Below are 22,236 nucleotides of genomic sequence, written 5' to 3' on the forward strand. Positions count from 1 at the left end.
ATTGTCGCCAGCGTGGCCTCCCAAGGGTCCATTTCGAGGCGGTCGACATGCGTATTTTTTCTGTTTTAGCGGCATTGATCGTCGCGGGTTTGCTGGCTCTTTTCATTCTTGATCGGCCACGGTTGATGGCAATCTTCGGCGGTGACACCAGCGCTGAGGAGACTGAAGAGGCCGCCGAGACGCCTGAAGGTGTCGAAGACGAGGTGACATCGTTGGTCAAGGTCGTCGTACTGCGCTCCACCGCGCGGCAGATCGACACCGCCGTGGCCCTGCGCGGCCAGACCGAGGCTGCGCGCACCGTCGATGTGCGCGCCGAAACCTCCGCGGTCGTGGTCTCCGAGCCGCTGCGCAAAGGCGCGCGCGTGACCGCCGGACAGGAGATGTGCCGCCTTGACGAAGGCACCCGGGGCACCGCGCTTGCCCAGGCCCGCGCCCAGCTCGACGAGGCCCGCGCCCGCGTGCCCGAATCCGAGGCCCGGCTGGCCCAATCTCTGGCACAGCTGGAAGAGGCCAGGATCAACCTCAACGCCTCCTCCAAGCTCAGCGAGGGCGGCTTCGCTTCCACCACTCGCGTCGCCAACACCGAAGCGGCGCTCGCCACCGCCGAAGCGGGTGTCGAAAGCGCCCGCGCGGGCCTGCAAGGCGCGCAATCAGGCATCCAAAGCGCTCAGGCCAGCGTGGCAACGGCCGAAAAAGAAATCGAACGGCTGATCATCCGCGCCCCCTTCGACGGGGTGCTGGAGAGCGACACCGCCGAGCTCGGCTCGCTGTTGCAGGCGGGCTCGCTCTGCGCCACTATCATCCAGCTCGACCCGATCAAACTCGTGGCCTTCGTTCCGGAAACCGAAGTCGGGCGTGTCGAGTTTGGCGCCACGGCCTCCGCCCGGCTGGTCCGGGGCAGCGGCGTGCTGGCGGGAAACACCTCCGCACGCGGCAAAGAGGTGCAGGGCCCCGTGACCTTCCTGTCCAACTCCGCCGATGAGACCACCCGCACTTTCCGCGTGGAGATCGAAGTGCCCAACGGCGATAATCTGATCCGCGACGGCCAGACGGCGGAAATCCTGATCTCTGCCGAAGGCGCCACAGCGCATCTGCTGCCGCAATCCGCGCTGACGCTGAATGACGAGGGCACGCTGGGTGTGCGGACCATCGACGAGGCGGACATCGTTGAATTTCACCCCGTTTCGCTCATGCGCGATACGCCGGAGGGCGTCTGGCTCACCGGTCTGGACGACACCGCGAACGTGATCGTTCTGGGGCAGGAATTCGTCATCGCGGGCGTGAAAGTCGCCCCGACCTATCGGGAGCTCAGCCAATGACCGGCATCGTCGATTGGGCCGCCAGCCGTGCGCGGATGGTGATCGCGTTCATTCTGCTCAGCCTCGTGGTGGGCGGCTATGCCTACTCCGTGCTACCGAAAGAGGGCGAGCCGGACATTGAAATCCCCGCGCTCTTCGTCTCCGTACCCTTCCCCGGCATCTCGGCGGCGGACAGTGAAACGCTGCTGGTCAAACCGATGGAGACCGAGCTGGCCGATCTCGATGGGCTGGACAAGATGTCGGCCACCGCCGCCGAAGGCTACGCCGGGGTGGCGCTGGAGTTCGAGTTTGGCTGGGACAAGACCAAGGTGCTCGCGGATGTGCGCGACGCCATGGGCAAGGCCGAAGCCGATTTCCCCGATGGGGCCGAGCAATACACCATTAACGAGATCAACTTCTCCGAATTCCCGATCATTATCGTGAATCTCACGGGCCCCGTGCCCGAGCGCACAATGATTCGCATTGCCAAGGACTTGCAAGACGATCTTGAAGCGGTGGACGCGGTGCTGGAAGCGGGAATCGCCGGCAGCCGCGACGAGATGATCGAGGTGCTGATCGACCCGCTGCGGCTCGAAGCCTACAACGTGACAGCGGGCGAGCTCATCGACACCGTGCGCAACAACAACCAGCTCATCGCCGCGGGTGAGGTGGACACGGCACAAGGCGCATTCGCCGTGAAGATCCCCTCGTCCTTCGATGAGCCACAGGACATCTACGATTTGCCGGTCAAGACCAATGGCGACCGGGTCGTGACCTTGGGCGATCTGGCCGACATCAACCCGACGTTTGAGGACCGCGAAGGCACCGCCCGCTTCAACGGTGAAAACACCGTCGCGCTGCAGGTGGTCAAACGGAAAGGCTTCAACCTGATCGACACGGCCGATCTGGTGAAAGAGATCGTGAACGAGAAAAAGGCACAGTGGCCCGAAGGTCTGCAGGCCGCCGTCGAAGTCGGCACCTCGAATGACCAGTCGCGCATCGTGAATGGCATGGTGCAACAGCTGCAAGGCTCGGTCTTCACGGCGATTGCGCTGGTGATGATCGTCGTGCTCGCCGCCCTGGGCATCCGGGCTGCCCTCCTGGTGGGCTTTGCGATCCCCACCTCCTTCCTGCTGTGCTTTGCTTTCCTGGCACTCATGGGCATCTCGATCTCGAACATCGTGATGTTCGGGCTGATCCTCGCCGTGGGGATGCTGGTCGATGGCGCCATCGTGGTCGTCGAATACGCCGACAAGCGCCAGCAGGAGGGCGAAGGCCCGATGCGCGCCTATGTCGAGGCGGCCAAGCGCATGTTCTGGCCGATCATCTCCTCCACCGCCACGACGCTTTGCGCCTTCCTGCCGATGCTCTTCTGGCCCGGCGTTCCGGGCGAGTTCATGGGCATGTTGCCCGTCACGCTGATTTTCGTGCTCTCCGCCTCACTGGTCGTCGCACTGATCTACCTGCCCGTGATGGGCGGTGTGACCGGACGGCTGGAGCGCTGGATGGCCGATTACATGACCGCCATCGCCGGTCTGCGCTGGTATCTGCACCTCGCGCTCTTCCCGATCGGGGTCCTGATGGTCAGCGTCGCGGGGCTGATGAGCCCCATCTTCGCGGTCGTCGCCACGCAATTTGGGGCAATGGACAGCCTGCAGATCCTGTCGTCGGTGATCCCGACCCTCTTCTTCGTGTTCCTGCTGCTGCTCGCCGCAACGGCTTGCCTTTTCGTGGCCCTTGGCGGGTTCCTGCTCCTGTTGGTCTCGACCTTCGCGCTGCTCACCCGACTTGGCCGCTTCGGTCGCTGGCTCGTGAGCCGGTTCTTCCGCCCGGAGCCCGACAGGATCAACGCCGGCTATCGCCGCTCGCCTTTCGGACGTGTGATCGAAGGCATCGCGGGCAACCCTGTGATGCCGCTGGTCATGGCGGGCGCGGTCTTCATTTTTGTTGGCAGCATCCTGATGTATTTCACCAACAACAGCCGCGGGGTGGAATTCTTCGTTGAATCGGAGCCGGAGCAAGGCGTCGTCTACGTGCTCGCCCGCGGCAACCTCTCTCTCGAGGAGAAAGACGAGCTCGTACGCCAGGCCGAAGAGATCGTGCTGGCCCATCCGGGCATCAGCAACGCTTTCTCCTTTGCAGGTGCGGGCGGGCTGAACACCGACACCTCAGGCGGCTCGACGCCGAAAGATCTGATCGGGCAAATTCAGTTCGAGACCATCCCATGGGAGGACCGTGCCGGTCGGCTCGACCTCGATGGCAACATCGTGATTGCAGAGCTGACCGAACAGCTCTCCACCCTGCCCGGCATCAAGACCGAAGTGCTCGAAGTGGCCGATGGCCCCGCGTCCGGCAAACCGGTGCACCTGCGCCTCAAGGCCGATGACTTCGAGGTGCTGACCGAGGCGGCAGCCCTCGCCCGCACCGAGTTCGAGCGCACACCGGGTCTCACCCTGATCGAAGACAGCCGCCCATTGCCCGGCATCGACTGGCAGATCGACGTGGATGTCGAGAAAGCCGGGCGTTACGGCGCCGATGTGGCCACGGTCGGTGCGATGGTGCAGCTCGTGACCCGCGGGCTGATGCTCGACACCATGCGCGTGGACAGCTCCGACGAGGAAATCGACATCCGCGTGCGCCTGCCCGAGCAGGACCGCGTGCTCTCGACCCTCGACACGCTGAAAGTGCGCACCGCTGACGGGCTGGTTCCCCTGTCGAACTTCATCACCCGCACGCCGGTGCCGAAACTGGACGAGATCAACCGGATCGAACAGAAACGCTATTTCGATGTGAAGGCCGATGTCGGCGCCGGGTTAATGAAGCTGGTCGAGACCCGCCGGGTCGACGGTGTCGATGTGGACGAAACCCTCGCCGTGCTACGCCCCGCCGGAGCCGCCTCCGATCTCATGTCGCCGGACCAGACCGCCTACAAGATCACCAACCGCATGGCGCCTGCAGAGCGCGACCTGCAGGCGGGGATCGACGCGGGCAGCCTGCGCCTCATCCCGATCAACGCCAACGAACGCATCGGCCTTCTGACGGAGTGGCTCGACACCAATCCGCTGCCCACCGGCGTCAGCTTCGAATGGACCGGCGATCAGGAAGAGCAAGAGGAAAGCCAGGCCTTCCTCTCCTCGGCCTTTGCCGCGGCCTTGGGTCTGATGTTCATCATCCTGCTGGCGCAGTTCAACAGCTTCTACAACGCCATCCTCGTGCTGCTCGCCGTGGTGCTCTCGACCACCGGCGTGCTGATCGGGATGCTGGTGATGGATCAGACCTTCTCAATCATCATGACAGGCACGGGGATCGTCGCGCTTGCAGGCATTGTGGTGAACAACAACATCATCCTGATCGACACCTACCAAGAATACAGCCAGTACATGCCACGGATCGAGGCGATCATCCGCACCGCGCAGGCGCGCATCCGACCCGTGCTGCTGACCACAATCACCACCATGGCAGGCCTTGCACCGATGATGATCGGGCTCAGCCTGAACTTCGCCGACGGCGGCTATACCTTCAACAGCCCCACCGCCCTCTGGTGGAAGCAGCTGGCCACGGCGGTCGTCTTTGGCCTCGGCATCGCAACCGTGCTCACATTGGTGATCACCCCCTCGATGCTCGCCATCCGGGTCTGGGCCACGACTTACGTGCAGTGGATCGCAACGCTGCTGGCGAAGATGTCCATGGGCCGCGCCAGCCGCGCCGCCCGTGACTGGGCGCTCCAGAAAGACGCGCATCGCGTGGTATCGGGCGAAATCCTCTGGGAAGACGCGACACTGGCCTCCACCAGCCCGGATCGTGCCGCTACGCTGAAAGCCGCTGAATAGCGGCTCTCACGCGGGCGTGACAGGACATCGCCGCGATCCGTGCTACTCTTCGGATACCTTATTGTATTCAGGGAAAAACCGATGATCCGAACACTTGCTTTTGCAGGCCTTGCTGGCCTGAGCACCGCCGCCTCCGCCGTCGCCGCCGACCTGATCGAAAAGACCAGCCCGCATTCGGTTGGCGACACCATTGACCGGCTCGAGGCCGCGGTCGAGGCCGCGGGGGCCACCGTCTTTGCCCGCGTCGATCACGCCGCCGGAGCGGCGAATGTCGAAATGGACCTGCGCCCGACCCAGATGCTGATGTTCGGCAACCCCAAGCTGGGCACACCGGCGATGCTCGATGGTCAAACCGCCGGGCTCGACCTGCCGCTGCGCGTGCTGGCCTATGAAGACGAGAGCGGCACGGTACATGTCGCATATCACGATCCGGCCAGCCTCGCGGCCACCCATGGCCTGCCCGCCGATGCAAAATACGTGCAGATGATGACCGGCGCGCTCGACAAGCTGACCACTGCGGCCACGACCGCGGAGTAACGAATACGTGACCCGACCCGGGGTGAATATCTCCCCGGGTTGACGCGTAATCCAGTCGTGACAGGTCTGATATCTGTTGATCGAAGGAGTTTGTTTATGAGTTTGAAATTCATCGCGCCCGTGTCCCTCGTCGTGCTGACGGCCTGCGCCTCGGTCGCCACCGAGACGCGTACCCCAGCGACGCTGGAGGACGGGTTCTTCGCGGGCGAACGTTACGAGGTGCGCACCCGCCTGATCGAAGGGCCCCAGGGCGACTACGAGCAGACCAGCGTCGTCTATCGGGGGCTCAGCCGCACCTGCATTCCCGACAGCCCCGACGATTGCGAGCGCGCGGCCCGGGGGCTGATCGAGGAATATGACGAGTTCATCTTCCGGCGCCGCTACTAGGCCCACGCGCTGCGGGTGTCAGGCGGCCTCGTCCGACTGTTGCCGCGTCCAGAGCTGCGCATAGCGCCCGCCTTGGTCGAGCAGGTCCTCATGCCGGCCCTGCTCGATCACCTCCCCCTGCTCCAGCACGATGATCCGGTCCGCCTCGGCAATGGTCGAAAGCCGGTGCGCGATGGTCAGCACGGTCCGGCCCCGCCCCGCCTGCATCAGCGCCTCCTTGATCTCCTGCTCGGTCTCGGAGTCGAGCGCCGAGGTCGCTTCATCAAGCAACAGGATCGGCGGGTCCTTCAGCAGCGTGCGCGCAATGCCCACGCGCTGCTTTTCCCCGCCTGACAGCTTCAGCCCGCGCTCGCCCACCGTGGTGTCGTAACCATCGGGCAGCTGCGCGATGAAATCGTGGATCTGCGCCGCCTTGGCCGCGGCTTCGATCTCATCCTGTGTGGCCCCGTCGCGGCCATAGCCGATGTTGTACCGGACTGTGTCGTTAAAGAGCACCGTGTCTTGCGGCACCACGCCAATGGCCGCGTGCAGGCTCTCCTGCGTCACCTCGCGCACATCCTGCCCATCAATGCGCAGCGCGCCCGTGTTTACGTCATAGAACCGAAAGAGCAGCCGCCCGATGGTCGATTTCCCCGACCCGGTGGAGCCGACAATCGCCACCATCTCGCCGGGCTCCGCGATCACGCTCACACCCTTGAGGATCATCCGGTCGCTGTCATAGCCAAAGCGCACGTCATCAAGCTCGATCCGCCCGCCGTCCACCACCAGATCGCGCGCACCCGGCGCATCGGTAACCTCCGCGGGTTGCTCCAGCAGGTCGAACATCTCGCCCATATCCACCAGCGCCTGCCGGATCTCGCGATAAACCGTGCCGAGGAAGTTCAGCGGGATGGTGATCTGGATCATGTAAGCGTTGACCATGACAAAGTCGCCTACGGTGAGCGCACCATTCTGCACCCCGATCGCCGCCATCACCATCACACCGACCAGCCCCGCGGTGATCAGCAGCGACTGGCCAAAGTTCAGAAATGCGAGGCTGTAGTTTGTCTTGATCGCCGCGCGTTCGTATTTCTCCATGGCGCTGTCATAGCGCCGCGCCTCGCGCGCCTCGGCCCCGAAATACTTCACGGTCTCGAAATTCAGCAGGCTGTCGATGGCTTTCTGGTTGGCATCGGTGTCCTGGTCGTTCATCTCGCGCCGCAGCTTCACGCGCCATTCGGTCACCGCGAAGGTGAACCAGACATAAAGCGCGATGGTCCCCGCCACCACGACCAGATACCAGATGTCGAACACCACCGCGAGGATGATGCCAACAAGCAGAAGCTCCAGCATCAAAGGCCCGATGGAGAAGAGCAAAAACCGCAACAGGAAGTCGACGCCCTTGACCCCGCGCTCTATGATCCGGCTGAGGCCCCCGGTCTTGCGCGTGATGTGATAGCGCATCGACAGGCGATGAATGTGGTTGAAAGTCTCCAGCGCCAGCATCCGCAGCGCCCGCTGTCCCACGCGCGAGAAGACCACATCGCGCAGTTGCTGAAACCCCACGGTCATCAGCCGCGCCATCCCGTAAGCCACGGTCAACCCGACAGCGCCGAGCGCCAGCATCGGCACGCCTTCCTCGGCCAGCGCGTCCACCGCACCCTTGTAGAAAAACGGCGTCGCGACCGAGATCAGCTTCGACAGCAGCAGGAACGCCATCGCCCCAACGACGCGGCGCCGCACCCACGCGGGGTCCTCGGGCCACAGGTAGGGCGCGACCTTCCGGATGGTGCGCAGACCGGACTGGCGTTCTTCGGCGTCGGTTTTGGGCGTGACCCCCGTGGCATCCGCCTCCGGAGTGGTCGTCGTATCAGCTGGCATGAAGGATCCCGCGTGCGTTCAACGGGTTACCTAAGGCACCCGCCCCCCTTTTGCCAGTCATGCCGCAGATTATTCCCCGCCCGCGCCGCTATTCGACGGGCAGATCGAAGACCTGGCCGGGGTAGATCAGGTCGGGGTCGCGGATGTCACCGCGATTGGCCTCGAACACCTTCACGTAAAGCACGCCCTCGCCATAGCGGTCGCGCGCGATGGCCCAGAGGGTGTCGCCGGTCTGCACCGTTATCGCACGCACCGGACCCTCGCCTTGGTCATCCGCTTCGGCCAGCACCGCAGGCGCCTCGCGCTTGAACGGGGTCTCGATGCGGCTGGTCACGTCGCCCGCCGCGTTCACCTCGTCAACGCGCAACTGGTAGATGCCTGCATCCACTTCCGGCAGGTTGCCGCGCCAGCCCCCCTCGTTGTCGACAGGCAGCGCCGCCGAGAAGCGGTTGTTGAGATAGACCCGCACCTCCGAGGTGCCCAGAACCGCGCGGCCCGACAGCTGCACGTCACCTGCGTCGGAGTAGCCGATGGTATCGATGGCCACGGAGGTCATCGCCTCAGGCGCCGGTGGTTGCAGCACCTCGACCCCCTCGGCAGTGGATTTCAGCACTGTGACAGACTGCTCGGCCTGCGCCTCCTCGGGCGCGGCGGGATCGCTCTGAGCACCTAGCGCGAGATCCCCGGCGGGCTCTGCGGTGCCTGCGGCCTCGTCTTGCGGGACAGATCCCGGATCGGGGCTCTCCGCCGCGGTCTCCGGTGCAAGCGCAGCCACCGTGTCCTGCTCCGCCGGGGCGGCCTTCTCCGCTGGCGCCACAGCGGCGGTCTCATCGCCGCGATCCGGCGCGTCCGTGACTGTCGCCACCTCCGCGACATTGCTTTCAGTGGTCGGCGCAGGCGCCTCCTCCGACGCAGCTGTCTCTGCGTCAGCAGCCTCGGCTGCGCCCGCGTCAGTCTGCACAGCCTCGGCCACCTGTGGCGCAACCGGCGCGAGGATCACATCCTCATTCGAGGCCACTGCATCGCCCGTGCCCTGCGCCTCAAGCGTCAGCACCCGCGCGGCATCGCTGGGCGCAACCACGCCAACGGCCGCAAAGGCGCCGCGCGCATCGGCCACCGCCGTGGCCACCTCTTCGCCATCCACGCGCACCGAGACCTGCGCCCCGGGCTCCGCGCGGCCCGCAATCACCGTCAGCCCATCCCCTTCGAGCCGAACCTCATCCACCGTAGGGGCAATCTGGGGCGCGGCCTCCGGCGTCTCGGCGACGCTCACATCCTCTTCGGACGGCGCCGCCTCGCTCACGGGCTCAGCCGTCTCAGTCTCCGCATCAGTGGCAGCGGGCGCCGCGGTATCCGGCGCGACGACAGCGGCCAACTCCTCCGGGCTCGGGCCCGCATTTCGATTGAGCGTGATATAGACGCCTGCGACCAGCACACCAACGACCACGACCCCAGCCAGCCATAGTCCTGTTCCACCCGTTTTGGTGTCGGCCCCCTCTTCGCGCATGATCTTCTCTTCTTTCAGACGTCTCGCCGTGCCGCACTGCGGGACGGGCGTTGAGCCTACATATCAACTGCTCTATCACCGGTCAAAACCCCGACGATCACTTTTGCTATTCATTTCAAAGGCAAGGACCCATCAATGCGCCTGAAATCCATTTGTGTCTACTGTGGCTCACGCCCAGGCACCGACCCCGCCTACCTTGCCGACGCCGAAGCTCTGGGGGTGGCGCTCGCCGAAGAAGGCTGGCGGCTGGTCTATGGCGCGGGTGATGTGGGGCTGATGGGCGCCGTGGCCCGGGCCGCGCAAACCGCAGGCGGCGAGACTTTCGGCGTGATCCCTGAACACCTCGTGGCCTGGGAGGTCGGCAAGACCGATCTGACCTCCTATGTGGTCACCGAAACCATGCACGAGCGCAAGAAAGTGATGTTCATGAACTGCGATGCGGTGGTCGTGCTGCCGGGCGGTGCGGGCTCACTTGACGAGCTCTTCGAGGTGCTCACATGGCGCCAGCTCGGCCTGCATCAGAAGCCTGTTTTTCTCGTGAATACAAATGACTATTGGGACCCGTTAATGTCACTTCTGCACCATGTGACGGACCGGGGCTTTGCCGATGTCAGCCTGCACGACTTCTACACCGTGGTGCCCGACACGGGCGCCGCGCGCGCGGCCCTGCGCCGCGCCCTGTCCTGACGCAGAGCCACCCCGGAATAGAGCGCCAGAGCCGTCCAGATCAGACCAAAGGCCACCAGATGCCAGCCACCGAACGGTTCGGCAAAGACAAAGACGGCGCAGGCAAACTGCAGCGTGGGGTTGAGATATTGCAGCAACCCCACGGTCGTCATCGCCAGCCGCCGCGCGGCATATGAAAAGAGGATCAGGGGCAGCGCTGTCATCGGCCCCGAGAAGACCAGCAGCAGAAAGATCGTCCAGTCGCCACCCAGAACGGTCCCGCCATTGTGATAGCTTTGCAACAAAATCACGATAGCAATCGGTGACAGGATCAACGCTTCGGTCGTAACCGAGACCACCGGCCCAACCGCGAGTTGCTTTTTCAGCACGCCATAAATGCCAAAGGTGCCCGCCAGTATCAGGGCGATCCAAGGCGCTTGCCCAAGGCCGAAGGTCAGAAGCGCGACCGCCGTGGTCGCAAGTGCCACCGCCAACCACTGCGTCCGCGTCAGGTGCTCGCCAAAGACCAACCGCCCCATCACGACAGCAACCAGCGGAAAGATGTAGTAGCCGAGCGAGCTCTGTGTGACTTGCCCGATCTGGATCGCCCAGATGAAAAGCCACCAGTTGGCGCCGATCATCACCGCGGCCAGCACGACCCGCAAGAAGGCCCGGCCCGTATTCATCGCCTGAAAGACCTCGCTCAACCGGCGCTGAACTGCGAGCGCTGCGCCGAAAAACACGAGAGACCAAATCATCCGATGCGAGAGGACCTCCATGGAGGGCAGATCAGAGAGCAGCTTGTAGTAAAGCGACGAGAGACCCCAGATCGTGCAGGTCGCGATCATCGCGAGAACGCCCTTGGCCGGTTCGCTCAGCATCACAGCTCTCCTTCGATGAAAGATGTGCGCGCAAACACCCCCCACCACAAGCAAAAAGGCCCCGCCGGATGGCGAGGCCCTCTGAATTCTTATGGCGCAGCTCACATACGGGAGGCGACGTTTTCCCAGTTGACCAGATTGTCGAGGAAGTTCGTGAGGTAGTCCGGCCGCTTGTTGCGGAAATCGATGTAGTATGAATGCTCCCAGACATCACAGCCCAGCAGGGCTGTCTGACCGAAACACAAGGGGTTCACCCCGTTCTCGGTCTTGGTCACCTTCAGGCTGCCGTCGCTGTCCTTGACCAGCCACGCCCAGCCCGATCCGAACTGACCCGCACCCGCGGCCTTGAACTCATCCTTGAAGCTGTCGACCGAGCCAAAGCTTTCGGTGATCGCCTTTTCCAGCTCACCCGGCATCGCGCTGTCGCCCGGGCCCATCATCTCCCAGAACTGGTTGTGGTTCCACAGCTGGCTGATGTTGTTGAAGATGCCGTTCTGTGCCACCGCAGCGGCGTCATAGGTGCCCGTGATGATCTCTTCGAGGGATTTGCCCTCCCACTCGGTGCCCTCGATCGCCTTGTTCCCGTTGGTCACATAGGCGTTGTGGTGCAGATCGTGGTGATACTCCAGCGTCTCCTTCGACATACCCTTGGATGCCAGGGCATCATGCGCATACGGAAGATCGGGAAGTGAAAAAGCCATTTTGGGCCCCCTTTGTCATTTGAATTGGGTACACTGCACATGAAGCGCAGCCGCTCCCGAGATCAAGTGTTAACGGGTCCAAAAAGTTCCTTTGATGCGGTTTTCATTGACCACCCCACCTGTCCGACTGCACCGCCTGAACCCAGCCCTCAGCTCTGGCGCATCTTGCAAGTGCCCGTGCCCGAGAACCGGTTGTGATACCCATCGGGCCGCGCATAGACCGAGATCGCCCCGTTCTTCCGGACGGTCGCGTGATAGTCGAAATAGGGTGTGTACTGGTTCGATCCGTTTGTGATCCCCCGCAGGGTCCAGGTCACCACCAGCTTGCGGTCATTGTTGCGCAAGATCTCACCATCGATGGGCACGGAGTGGACCGAGAGGATCAGCGCATCGCTGACACGCGCGCGCCCGCTCCCATCCAGAACGATACCGATCTTTTCCGAGATCCATCCGCCACCGCGCTTGAGCTGCGTCAGATCGCAATCATAAAGCACGCCCTGCGCCGATGAGGCGGTGGCCGCAACTGCAAAAAATACCGTGAAAACTGTTCTGCGAAACATACTAACCCCGATCGTAACCGCACTCCGGCTGGCCTGTTGAACTTCCCCAATGTCCCGGACGCATCTGCTCCAGCCCGTGCATAAAATTAGAGTTCAGAAGGCCTCGGCCTTCATCACAAACACACGTGTCGGGCGGTCGAAAACGGCCCGGACACAGTGTCAAGGATCAGGGCAGACCGCCATCAGGTCAAGCTTAAGCGGCGGGTTTTCAATAACAAAATACTTCAGATCCAGGCTGCGCGGCAACAGTCAGCAGGTCAAAGACGTATTGAGCCTGAGATCGGAAACAGACGATCCGGAAACTCTGGTCATCGCGCATCCAGAAGGCGGCGGGCACCTGCGCCATGCGGGTGCGGCGGAACATGCCGGGGGTGAACTGATCCGGCGCGAGATCGACCGGGCAGAGCTTGGCCAGCACCTCGCGCGTATGCGGCCCGCTCACCGTGAACGACGCCCGCGCGTCCGAGACGTTGACCGCCAGCGCATGGGTCTTGGCCAGCGCCTGGTGCAGGCTGCCGAGCGTGCCTGCGACCTCCGCATAGGGGCAGAGTACGAGCAATTCGTCCGGGCTCATCCAGCACAGCCCCGCCTCGTCGTCGATCTCGGCAGTGCCCGGCCCGGGCACGGCCAATCCGACGGCGGCCTTGGCAGCCTTCTTCACCGCGGCGGATGACAGATCGCCCCGCAGCGTGATCATCCCTTGCAGCGGCGCTTCGGCCACCTGCGCGATCCCGCCCTCGGACACCGCGCCGCCAAGTGCTGTCACCGGTTCAAACATCCGCCTTCTCCCCGTCCTTGTCGTAAAACACCGGGTCCACGATCCGCGCCCTATAGATCGCACCCTCGGTGCCCGGAAACTCCAGCACCTCACCCATGCGGTCGGGCCCGTGCAGCACCAACCCCATCGCGATGCCCTTGCCAAGGTTGGGCGAATGATAGCTCGACGTGACCCGCCCGATCACATTGCGCTGGCCGTTGGCGTTCTCGCCCTCACCCACCGCATAGGCCCCATCGGGCAACGCGGCCCCCGAGAGCGTCTCGAGCCCCACGAGCTTCCAGCGCTCCGGGTCCGTCATATGCGCACGCGCCTGCGCGCGCTTGCCAAGATAATCGTCCTTCTTCTTCGAGATCGCCCAGTCGAGGCCCAGATCCTGGGGGATCACCGTGCCATCGGTCTCATCCCCGATCATGATGAAGCCCTTCTCGGCCCGCAGAATGTGCAGCGCCTCCGTGCCATAGGGCATCACGCCCAGATCGTGGCCCACAACCATCAGCGCATCCCAGAAGGCCTGGCCCTGCCCGGCATCGACCGCAATCTCATAGCTGAGCTCGCCCGAGAACGAGATGCGATAGACCCGCACCTTGAAGCCCCCGAGCGCACCATCGGCCCACTCCATGAACCCAAGAGCCTCTTTCGAGACATCCATGCCGCCGAGCTTCTCCAGTGCGGCGCGCGCGTTCGGGCCGACAACAGCGACCTGCGCATATTGTTCGGTCACATTGGCCACATAGACCTGCCAGTGCCACCACTCGGTCTGCAGCCATTCTTCCATATGCTGGTGAATGCGCTCTGCCCCGCCGGTGGTGGTGTGGCAGAGGAAGGTGTCCTCGTCGATCCGCGCCACCACGCCATCATCGATCAGGAACCCGTTCTCCGAACACATCAGCCCATAGCGGCATTTGCCCGGCTTCAGCGTGCTCATCATGTTGGTGTAGAGCATGTCGAGAAACTTGCCCGCATCCGGTCCCTTCACGATCAGCTTGCCGAGCGTCGAGGCGTCAAGCAGCCCGAGGTTTTCCCGCGTGTTCTTCGTCTCGCGCATCACCGCATCATGGGTGTTCTCGCCATCGCGCACATAGGCATAAGGCCGGCGCCAATGCCCCACCGGCTCCCACTCGGCGCCATGCGCATCGTGCCAGTCGTGCATCGGCGTGCGGCGAACGGGCTGGAACACCTCGCCCCGCGCCTCGCCCGCGATCGACCCCATGGAAATGGGCGTGTAAGGCGGGCGGAAGGTGGTGGTGCCCACCTGCGGGATCGAGCTGTCCAAGGCACCGGCCAGCGTGGCCAGGCCGTTGATATTACTCAACTTTCCCTGATCCGTGGCCATGCCCAGCGTGGTATAGCGCTTGGCGTGTTCGACGCTCTCAAAACCCTCTTGCGCAGCCAGTTGCACGTCGGAGACCTTCACGTCGTTCTGATAGTCCAGCCACGCCTTACTGCGCAACGCCGCCCCCGCACCCTGCGGCATCAGCCAGACGGGCTGCATCGGTGCCTCGTCGGCGGTCTCGCCCACGGGGCATTTTGATCGCTTGGCTTTGAAGCCCAGGGCCTTCGCCGCGTTCTTGCCCGCCTGATCCGCGCTTTCCAGAACCGGGCCCAGCTTCAGCGCGCCAAGCGCGGCCCCCGCCGCACTTACGAAGGGCGCGCCTGTCGCCCCGGTCGGCGCTTTGTCCACATCCGGGCGGAAATGCGCCTGCGCCTCGTCCCAGACCAGCTTTCCGCCGCAGTGCGACCACAGGTGCACCACCGGCGACCAGCCGCCGGACATCGCCACCGCGTCACAGGCGACCTCTTCCAGCACCGCGCCTTCCCCCGCCTGGGAACAGATGCCCACACCGGTCACACGCTTGCCGCCCTGCACCTTGGCGATGCCATGGCCCATCATGACCCGGATGCCCAGCGCCTTGGCCTCGGCCATCGCCGGGCTGTCCTCCGCCAGCACCCGCGCGTCGAGGATCACAGGCACGCGCAGACCCGCGTTTACAAGGGCAAATGCCGTTAGGTAAGCGTCATCATTGTTGGTCACGACCACCGTCCGGTCGCCTGTCGAGACGCCGTAATTCACCAGGTAATCGCGCATGGCGGAGGCCAACATGACGCCCGGGATGTCATTGCCCGCAAAGGACAAAGGCCGTTCGATCGCACCGGTCGCGGTCACGATATGCCCCGCCCGAATGCGCCAGAGCCGGTGCCGTGGCCCAGGGTTTTCGGGCGCGTGATCGCGCAATTGCTCATAGCCGAGCACATAGCCGTGGTCATAGACCCCTGCGCCCATGAGGCGCTTGCGCAGGGTGACATTGGGCATCGCTTCGAGCGCGGAAACAGTTTCGTCCACGAAGTTTTCCACAGGCTTGCCGTCGACGGTGCCGCCATCCACGGGCGCCCGTCCGCCCCAATGCGCCGACTGTTCCACCAACAGCACCTTGGCACCCATGTCGGCAGCGGCTTTTGCCGCCTGCAAGCCTGCAACACCGCCGCCGATCACCATGACATCGCAGAAGAAATGGAAGTGCTCGTAGGTGTCCGCGTCCCGCGCTTTCGGCGCACGTCCCAGCCCGGCAGATTGCCGGATGAAGGGCTCATAGACATGCTTCCACAGGGGCCGCGGATGGATGAACATCTTGTAGTAGAACCCCGCGGGCAGGAACCGGCTGAGCTTGGTGTTGATCGCGCCCACGTCGAACTCGAGGCTCGGCCAGTGGTTCTGGCTTTCCGCGGCGAGCCCCTCGAAGAGTTCCGTCGTGGTGACGCGTTGATTGGGCTCAAACGTGCCCTCTTCCCCGAGATTCACCAGCCCATTGGGTTCTTCGGCGCCCGAGGCGACGATCCCGCGTGGGCGGTGATATTTGAACGAGCGGCCCACCAGCATCTGGTCATTGGCCAACAAGGCCGAGGCCAGCGTGTCGCCTTCAAAACCGCGCAGGCGTTTGCCGTTGAAGGTGAATTGCAGCGGCTTGCCCTTGTTCAGAAGGCGGCCGCCGGTGGCCAGACGTGTGCTCATGATCGAGAGGTCCGCAGGTTGGTCAGTGTCGGGATTTGAGTATTTTCAGAAGGGTGAAGGATCATGCGAGATCTCTCCACGTCCAGCCGGGGCGCTTCTTGGAGATGATCTTGCGCAGCTCCTTCGGCGGCTCGGTGGTCTGCGCCGGATAGGTGCCGAAGACCTCGAGCGTGGTGGTGCAGCGCGCGGCGTGGAACCACTTGCCGCAGCCATAGATATGGCGCCAGCGCTCGAAATGCACGCCGCGCGGGTTCTCCCGCATGAAGAGGTAGTCCTCGAAATCATCGTCCGAACTGCCGGGCCCATGTCGGGTGAGATGCGCCTCGCCGCCGCCGTGGAATTCGGTTTCCTCGGCGGTCACGCCGCAGACAGGACAGGTGAGGATCAGCATGGGCGGGCTCCGGCAGTTGCGGACGCGCACAGCAAAAAGGCGGGCGCCAAGAGACGCCCGCCTGCTGCGGTCAGGGGAGGAAGAGGTGTTGTGTTATTCCACCACGGCAGGGGCTGTAGTGTCAGCCGGCGCTGCGGGTGCCGTTTCGATGGCAGCCGGGTCAGCGGCACCTTCCCCATCCGGTGGAACGGTGCTCGTGCCCAGGACGGCCAGCAGGAAGACGAACGCGCCGATAACCACGAGCGCGATAAAGATGCCCTTGCCGCTGACACCATCTGAGTTGTGGGTCGTATAGTCAGCCATTGGTCAATCTCCTTGTTACGGGAGGCCAGTTTGGCTGTCGGGACCATGGGAACAACATCAGCGGGGCGTGGCCCTGAATTTGGGCGGTGTGAAGCCGGAGCGCCGCAGACGGACTGGCCAAAAGGTGCCGATGGCGGGAATTTGATACAAAAACGCGGAACGCCGCCGGGACGCAATGTCGTCCTGGCGGCGTGCCCCGTGGCGAAAGTGCGGGCGTTATTCGCCCGAAATGGCCTCTGCTGCCCCCTCGATCGCGGTGTCAGGGCCTTCCACCGACAGGCCTGCGTCATCGGCCAGCATGAAATAGGCCAGGATCCCGACGATGACGACGAGCATGCCGACCACGAAGGCCAGGCCTGTGTTGCCACCACTTGAGTTCTGCTGCGTTTGATCGGACATGATATGTCTCCTCTTTGCGTTTCGCTTGCAGAAGAAACACCGGAAAGGAGCGCGCGGTTCCGAAAAACCCGCGCGTGGTAAATATCGCCAAGCGGCGAAAACCGCGCTATCCTTCGGCAACGACGAGGAGAGAGGAGCCTCAGATGAGCAAGGAAATGATGGCCGTCCTGGTCTTCGGTGCCATCGCGGTGGTGGCAATCATCATGCTGGTGCGCGAGCGTCGCGGCATCGCCGAGCGCAAGGCCGCGCGCGGCGGGCGTGAAGTGGATGTGGGCAGCCTGATCGCCTTCGGCAGTGCTGCCGGTCAGGGCGAGAAAACCCACGACTGACGGCCCGTGTCCGATGGTCTTGGCCTGGCCGCCCTTGCGGCGTTGATCACCGCGGTGGCGGTCATTATCTGGCGCGGCACCGCGCACAAACCCGACAGCGGGACAAACCGCGAAGGGATCGGTGGCGGACCCGGCGATGGCGGTGGCGGCGACTGACATCAATGCGCGACCCCCGCGGCGACGCTTTCGTCGATGAAGCGGCCCTCGCGGAAGCGCTCGAGCCCAAAGGCATCCGTCAGCGGCCCGTGCCCCTTCGCCATCAGCTCCGCCATCGCCCAGCCCGAGCCCGGCGTCGCTTTGAACCCGCCAGTGCCCCAACCACAGTTGATAAACACGTTCTCCACTGGCGTTTTCGACAAAATGGGGGAACGGTCGCCCGTCACATCCACGATCCCGCCCCATTGCCGCAGCATCTTCAGACGCGAGATCATCGGGAAGGTCTCGATCAGCGCCCGCACGGTTTCCTCAATGTGATGAAACGCACCGCGCTGAGTGTAGTTGTTGTAGCCGTCCGTGCCGCCGCCGATCACCATCTCGCCCTTGTCGGACTGGCTCATGTAACCGTGCACGGTGTTGGCCATGACGACCACATCCATGCAAGGCTTGATCGGCTCGCTGACCAGCGCCTGCAGCGCCACGCTCTCAATCGGCAGCCGGAAGCCCGCCAGCCCCGCCACATGACCCGAATTGCCCGCCACCACGATGCCGAGCTTGTCGCAATCAATCGCGCCCTTCGTGGTGTCGACACCCACAACCTTGCCGCCCTCTCGGCGGATCGCCGTCACTTCGCACTGCTGGATCACATCCATGCCCATGTCCGAGCACGCCCGCGCATAGCCCCAGGCCACCGCGTCATGCCGCGCGGTGCCGCCGCGCGCCTGCCACAGCCCACCCAGCACCGGATAGCGCGGCCCGTCGATGTTGATGATCGGCACCAGATCCTTCACCCGGCGCGGCCCGATGAATTCGGTCTTCACGCCCTGCAGCGCATTGGCATGGGCGGTCCGTTGATAGCCGCGCACCTCGTGATGCGTCTGCGCCAGCATGATCACCCCGCGGGGGGAGAACATCACGTTGTAATTCAGGTCCTGGCTCATCGTCTCATAGAGCGACCGAGACTTCTCGTAGAGCGCCGCGGACGGATCCTGCAGGTAATTGCTGCGAATGATCGTCGTGTTCCGCCCTGTGTTGCCACCGCCCAACCAGCCTTTCTCAAGGATCGCCACGTTCTTGATCCCGAAACGCTTGCCCAGATGATACGCCGTGGCCAGCCCGTGCCCGCCACCGCCGATGATGATCACGTCATAACGCGGCTTGGGCTCCGCTTTCTTCCACGCCCGCTCCCAGCCGGTGTGATAGCGCGCAGCCTCGCGCGCCACGGCAAAGACGGAATAACGTTTCATGGCCAGATCACCCCAAGACGACAGACACCCGCGCGCAGACGCACCGGCTGTTCCTGTTCTGCTGAACCTGCCAAAAAAGGAGAGACTGCGCGCGCCTCTTTCTAACAAGTTTGCGACACCACAGGCAATTGCAGGAGCTCCCCGCACATCCGTGACCGTTTGCCCCTTTTGCCGGGGCCCATTGATCGCTAAGTGAGAGGTCGAGGAGAGAGAGTGTATGGCGATATTCTGGATGCTCGCGGGCGGGTTGGCGCTGGCCATCGCGATACTGCTGGCGCTCGGGCTGCGCGCGCCGCGCAGCGGGGCGGCGGTGCCGCCGGCCGCGTACGATCTGCGCGTCTACCGCGACCAGTTGAAGGAGATCGACAAGGACCTCGCGCGCGGTGTTGTCAGCCCCGAAGACGCCGACCGCGTGCGCGCCGAAGTCTCCCGCCGCATCCTCGCGGCAGACGCCGCCTTGCAAAAGGACAACGTCGCCGCAGATGCCAGCAAGGGCGCGCCCGGCGTTGTAGGCGGTCTGATCGCGCTGGTCCTCGTGGCAGGCAGCATCGCGATGTATCTGCAGCTCGGCGCGCCGGGCTATGGCGATCTGTCCCTCGCCGACCGGATCTCGTTTGCCGAGGAAGCGCGGGCCGAGCGGCCCAGCCAGGCCGAGGCCGAAGCCAGCCTGCCGCCCGCCCCGACGCCAGAGGGGGCAAGCCCCGACTATGTGGCCCTGGTGGAGCAGCTGCGCGACACCGTGGCGCGCCGTCCCGATGATCTGCAAGGCCACATCCTGCTGGCCCAGAACGAGGCGAACCTCGGCAATTTCCGCGCCGCCGCCGAGGCGCAGCAGGAAGTCATCCGCATCAAGGGTGAAGCGGTCACGGCGCAGGATCACACGGACCTTGCCGATATGCTCGTGGTTGCGGCTGGCGGCTATGTCTCGCCCGAGGCAGAAGCGGCGCTGCAACAGGCGCTGGTGCTCGAACCCAACAATGGCACCGCGCGCTACTACATGGGACTGATGATGGCCCAGACCGGGCGGCCCGACACCGCCTTCCGGACCTGGGACGCGCTCCTGCGCCGCGGGCCGGAAGATGCGCCCTGGATCCCCCCGATCCTGGCCCAGATCGAAGATATGGCGATCCGTGCGGGCGTGAACTACCAGCTGCCCGAGATCGGCAGCGGGCGCGGCCCCTCCGCATCCGACATCGAAGCGGCGGGCGATCTCTCCCCCGTCGAACGCATGGAGATGATCGAAGGCATGGTCACCGGTCTCTCCGAGCGGCTCGCGAGCGAAGGTGGTCCGGTGCAGGACTGGGCCCAGCTCATCACCGCGCTTGGCGTGCTGGGGCGGCAGGACCAGGCGCGCGCGGTCTATGACAACGCGGTCGAGGTCTTTGCCGATGACACCCGCGCACTCGATCTTCTGCTGCGCGCGGGCCAGCGGGCGCAGGTTGCCGAATGATCCACGACGATCTGGCGGGCTTCGCCGCCGCCCTGCCCCCCATGCAAAGCCTCGCGGGGCTCGATCTTGGCACCGTGACCATCGGTGTCGCCGTCTCCGACACGTTTCTCTCCATCGCCACGCCGCTGGAAACCATCAAGCGCAAGAAGTTCGGCCAGGACGCCGCGCGGCTGGCCGATATCCTGAAAGACCGCCACATCGGCGGGCTGGTCCTCGGCCTGCCGCGCAACATGGACGGCACCGAAGGCCCGCGCTGCCAGTCGACCCGCGCCTTTGCCCGCAACCTCGCGCAGACCGCCGGGTTCGACCTGCCCATCACCTTCTGGGACGAGCGCCTCTCGACCGTTGCCGCCGAACGCGCGCTCTTGGAGGCGGATACGTCGCGAAAACGTCGCGCCGAGGTCATTGATCACGTGGCCGCCGGTTATATCTTGCAGGGCGCGCTGGACCGCATCCGCGTCATCCGCAGCGCAGACAAGGGGTAGAGTATGAGTGACGACATCTGGCGCCGCGACGAGGTCGAGAGCCCCTGCATCAAGGTCTGCGTGATCCACCCCGAGGCGCGGCTTTGCACCGGCTGTCTGCGCTCCATCGACGAGATCACCGCCTGGTCGAAGATGACCCCCGAGGCGCGCCGCAGCGTGATGGCCGACCTGCCAACCCGTCAGGGCCAACTCGTCAAGCGCCGCGGCGGTCGCGCGGCCCGTCTCGCGCGCTGATCGCCCGGGGCGCCCACAAACTGCTCTCAGACCAGCAATAAGCTGCTCAAAGCCCCCGGAACGCCCGCCCGTGTTTTTACCGCACCCACCGTCCGGGCTACTATGCCGCCATAGGTCCGCGCGGCCCGAACACGTGGGACATCCTAGCTGAGGCCTGACGAGAATGGCGGGGACGACACAGACGACTGCAAGCGAAGACACAAGCGGTTCAAAACAAGCGCAAATCACCGATCTGCTGAGCTCCGGCGACTGGGACCAGCGGGTCGAAGCCGCGCGCGCGCGCCGTGAACAGGTGCTGGCCGAGAAAAGCCGCGCCAAAACCGCGGGACCTGCCGGTCCCAAGATTCAGCCACTTGCAGCGGTCGAAACCCCACCGCCCGCGCCACCCGACGAGCCGCCAAAACCGCCCGAGGCCCCGGACCCGACCACGCTCGCCAAGGCGCCGGTGCCGCCCTTTGCCCGCACCCCGCCGCCGCTGACCACACCGAAATCGGAAAAGCCGGTGCTGCGGGCGATCCGCCACCAGGCGGTCGACAGCGTCCGGCGTGCGCCCAGCCGCCCCGCGGCCTTTGCCCCCGACAACACGCGCCGCATCTCGGGCCGTACCGCGCTGCTGGCCATCGCCTGCTGTACGGCTCTGGGCTTCGGGCTGTCCTTCGGCTTCGGCACCGCCCTGTCGGTGGGCAGCCGCGCGCCCGAGACGTTGGCCGAGGTGGAGGCGCCACCCGCGATCACACCAGCGCAGCCGTCTGCGGGACCGGTGGCCTCCGAAACCGCCGAGCTTGCTCCGCCCGCCAAGACGCCGGACCCGGCGCCCGCCGCGCCGACACTTGCGCCGACAGAGGCAGAAGCCATCCCCGCCATCCTGCCCAAGATTCACGTCTACGCGCCCGACAGCGTGACCACCGCAGCGCTCGATCAGAGCACCGCGCAGCTGGGCCAGAGCGGGTTTGAAGTGGCCACCGTGCAGCGCCTCAGTCTGACGATTTCCGCGCCCCACGTACGCTATTACGACGCGACCGATGCCGCCGTGGCCCGCACGCTGGCGCAGGATTTGCAGATCGAGGCGCGCGATTTCACCCAAAGCGGCAATGGCGCGCCGGGGCGGGTCGAGGTCTGGCTCGATGGCACCACCAACCGCCGCTCGGCGTGGAACCGGCAGGCCAACCCGGTGGATGAGCTCATCCGCCTCGGCAACCGCTTCATCCGCAGCCTGCAATAGGCACAGCC

The 22,236-nt window shown here is 64.5% G+C and carries 22 protein-coding genes; 11 read left to right on the forward strand and 11 right to left on the reverse strand.

Going from position 1 to position 22,236, the window contains the following annotated elements:
- Positions 1 to 47 precede the first annotated feature (47 nt).
- The 4 genes from ACVC7O_RS14345 (at position 48) to ACVC7O_RS14360 (ending at position 6,052) form a co-directional block, all read left to right on the forward strand.
- Positions 48 to 1,319, forward strand: coding sequence for an efflux RND transporter periplasmic adaptor subunit (locus tag ACVC7O_RS14345; protein ID WP_458322796.1), 1,272 nt, complete (start codon positions 48 to 50; stop codon positions 1,317 to 1,319).
- A complete protein-coding gene (locus ACVC7O_RS14350; protein ID WP_458322797.1) occupies positions 1,316 to 5,128 on the forward strand; it encodes an efflux RND transporter permease subunit in 3,813 nt (1,270 codons plus the stop codon). Before ACVC7O_RS14345 ends, ACVC7O_RS14350 begins: the two co-directional genes overlap by 4 nt.
- 81 nt (positions 5,129 to 5,209) lie before the next feature.
- Positions 5,210 to 5,665, forward strand: a complete 456-nt coding sequence (locus tag ACVC7O_RS14355; protein WP_458322798.1) for a DUF302 domain-containing protein — start codon at positions 5,210 to 5,212, stop codon at positions 5,663 to 5,665.
- Between the two features lie 96 nt (positions 5,666 to 5,761).
- The gene (locus tag ACVC7O_RS14360; RefSeq protein WP_458322799.1) at positions 5,762 to 6,052 is read left to right on the forward strand and encodes a hypothetical protein; all 291 of its coding nucleotides are present in this window, start codon (positions 5,762 to 5,764) and stop codon (positions 6,050 to 6,052) included.
- A gap of 18 nt (positions 6,053 to 6,070) precedes the next feature.
- Here the strand turns inward: ACVC7O_RS14360 and ACVC7O_RS14365 are convergent, their stop codons facing one another.
- Complete coding sequence (locus ACVC7O_RS14365; RefSeq protein WP_458322800.1) at positions 6,071 to 7,912, reverse strand: ABCB family ABC transporter ATP-binding protein/permease; 1,842 nt, start codon at positions 7,910 to 7,912, stop codon at positions 6,071 to 6,073.
- An 88-nt stretch (positions 7,913 to 8,000) separates the two neighbouring features.
- Complete coding sequence (locus ACVC7O_RS14370) at positions 8,001 to 9,419, reverse strand: LysM peptidoglycan-binding domain-containing protein (RefSeq protein ID WP_458322801.1); 1,419 nt, start codon at positions 9,417 to 9,419, stop codon at positions 8,001 to 8,003.
- A 135-nt stretch (positions 9,420 to 9,554) separates the two neighbouring features.
- Between ACVC7O_RS14370 and ACVC7O_RS14375 the strand changes: the two genes are divergently transcribed.
- A complete protein-coding gene (locus ACVC7O_RS14375) occupies positions 9,555 to 10,106 on the forward strand; it encodes an LOG family protein (protein ID WP_458322802.1) in 552 nt (183 codons plus the stop codon).
- On the opposite strand, the gene rarD is transcribed toward ACVC7O_RS14375, so the two are convergent.
- The 8 genes from rarD to ACVC7O_RS14415 form a co-directional block, all read right to left on the reverse strand.
- Positions 10,046 to 10,966, reverse strand: coding sequence for an EamA family transporter RarD (gene rarD / locus ACVC7O_RS14380; RefSeq protein WP_458322803.1), 921 nt, complete (start codon positions 10,964 to 10,966; stop codon positions 10,046 to 10,048). The genes ACVC7O_RS14375 and rarD overlap by 61 nt on opposite strands.
- A 101-nt stretch (positions 10,967 to 11,067) precedes the next feature.
- On the reverse strand, positions 11,068 to 11,667 hold the full coding sequence (locus ACVC7O_RS14385) for a superoxide dismutase (RefSeq protein ID WP_458322804.1): 600 nt from the start codon (positions 11,665 to 11,667) through the stop codon (positions 11,068 to 11,070).
- Between the two features lie 149 nt (positions 11,668 to 11,816).
- Entirely contained in the window at positions 11,817 to 12,227 is a 411-nt protein-coding gene (locus tag ACVC7O_RS14390) for a hypothetical protein (protein WP_458322805.1), read from the reverse strand.
- A gap of 208 nt (positions 12,228 to 12,435) precedes the next feature.
- The gene (locus ACVC7O_RS14395) at positions 12,436 to 13,005 is read right to left on the reverse strand and encodes a sarcosine oxidase subunit gamma (RefSeq protein ID WP_458322806.1); all 570 of its coding nucleotides are present in this window, start codon (positions 13,003 to 13,005) and stop codon (positions 12,436 to 12,438) included.
- A complete protein-coding gene (locus ACVC7O_RS14400; protein WP_458322807.1) occupies positions 12,998 to 16,012 on the reverse strand; it encodes a sarcosine oxidase subunit alpha family protein in 3,015 nt (1,004 codons plus the stop codon). The genes ACVC7O_RS14395 and ACVC7O_RS14400 overlap by 8 nt, the downstream gene beginning before the upstream one ends.
- Before the next feature lie 61 nt (positions 16,013 to 16,073).
- Positions 16,074 to 16,403: a sarcosine oxidase subunit delta gene (locus ACVC7O_RS14405; protein ID WP_458322808.1), complete on the reverse strand. Its 330-nt coding sequence runs from the start codon at positions 16,401 to 16,403 to the stop codon at positions 16,074 to 16,076.
- Between the two features lie 93 nt (positions 16,404 to 16,496).
- A complete protein-coding gene (locus ACVC7O_RS14410) occupies positions 16,497 to 16,706 on the reverse strand; it encodes a hypothetical protein (protein ID WP_458322809.1) in 210 nt (69 codons plus the stop codon).
- Positions 16,707 to 16,922: 216 nt separating this feature from the next.
- Positions 16,923 to 17,105: a hypothetical protein gene (locus tag ACVC7O_RS14415; RefSeq protein WP_458322810.1), complete on the reverse strand. Its 183-nt coding sequence runs from the start codon at positions 17,103 to 17,105 to the stop codon at positions 16,923 to 16,925.
- A 143-nt stretch (positions 17,106 to 17,248) separates the two neighbouring features.
- Here ACVC7O_RS14415 and ACVC7O_RS14420 point away from each other — a divergent pair, with 143 nt between their 5' ends.
- Both ACVC7O_RS14420 and ACVC7O_RS14425 read left to right on the forward strand, forming a co-directional pair.
- A complete protein-coding gene (locus ACVC7O_RS14420; protein ID WP_458322811.1) occupies positions 17,249 to 17,434 on the forward strand; it encodes a hypothetical protein in 186 nt (61 codons plus the stop codon).
- Positions 17,435 to 17,440: 6 nt separating this feature from the next.
- Complete coding sequence (locus tag ACVC7O_RS14425; RefSeq protein ID WP_458322812.1) at positions 17,441 to 17,590, forward strand: hypothetical protein; 150 nt, start codon at positions 17,441 to 17,443, stop codon at positions 17,588 to 17,590.
- Positions 17,591 to 17,592: 2 nt separating this feature from the next.
- Here the strand turns inward: ACVC7O_RS14425 and ACVC7O_RS14430 are convergent, their stop codons facing one another.
- On the reverse strand, positions 17,593 to 18,837 hold the full coding sequence (locus ACVC7O_RS14430) for a sarcosine oxidase subunit beta family protein (RefSeq protein WP_458322813.1): 1,245 nt from the start codon (positions 18,835 to 18,837) through the stop codon (positions 17,593 to 17,595).
- Positions 18,838 to 19,054: 217 nt separating this feature from the next.
- Here ACVC7O_RS14430 and ccmI point away from each other — a divergent pair, with 217 nt between their 5' ends.
- The 4 genes from ccmI to ACVC7O_RS14450 all read left to right on the forward strand — a co-directional run bounded on the left by ccmI (position 19,055) and on the right by ACVC7O_RS14450 (position 22,228).
- Complete coding sequence (gene ccmI / locus ACVC7O_RS14435; RefSeq protein WP_458322814.1) at positions 19,055 to 20,287, forward strand: c-type cytochrome biogenesis protein CcmI; 1,233 nt, start codon at positions 19,055 to 19,057, stop codon at positions 20,285 to 20,287.
- Positions 20,284 to 20,772 carry a Holliday junction resolvase RuvX gene (gene ruvX / locus ACVC7O_RS14440; RefSeq protein ID WP_458322815.1) on the forward strand — a complete coding sequence of 163 codons (489 nt, stop codon included), beginning with the start codon at positions 20,284 to 20,286 and terminating at the stop codon, positions 20,770 to 20,772. The genes ccmI and ruvX overlap by 4 nt, the downstream gene beginning before the upstream one ends.
- 3 nt (positions 20,773 to 20,775) lie before the next feature.
- The gene (locus ACVC7O_RS14445; protein ID WP_458322816.1) at positions 20,776 to 21,006 is read left to right on the forward strand and encodes a DUF1289 domain-containing protein; all 231 of its coding nucleotides are present in this window, start codon (positions 20,776 to 20,778) and stop codon (positions 21,004 to 21,006) included.
- A 163-nt stretch (positions 21,007 to 21,169) separates the two neighbouring features.
- Complete coding sequence (locus tag ACVC7O_RS14450; RefSeq protein ID WP_458322817.1) at positions 21,170 to 22,228, forward strand: hypothetical protein; 1,059 nt, start codon at positions 21,170 to 21,172, stop codon at positions 22,226 to 22,228.
- Positions 22,229 to 22,236: the final 8 nt, after the last annotated feature.

The organism is Roseobacter cerffii, assembly GCF_054226325.1.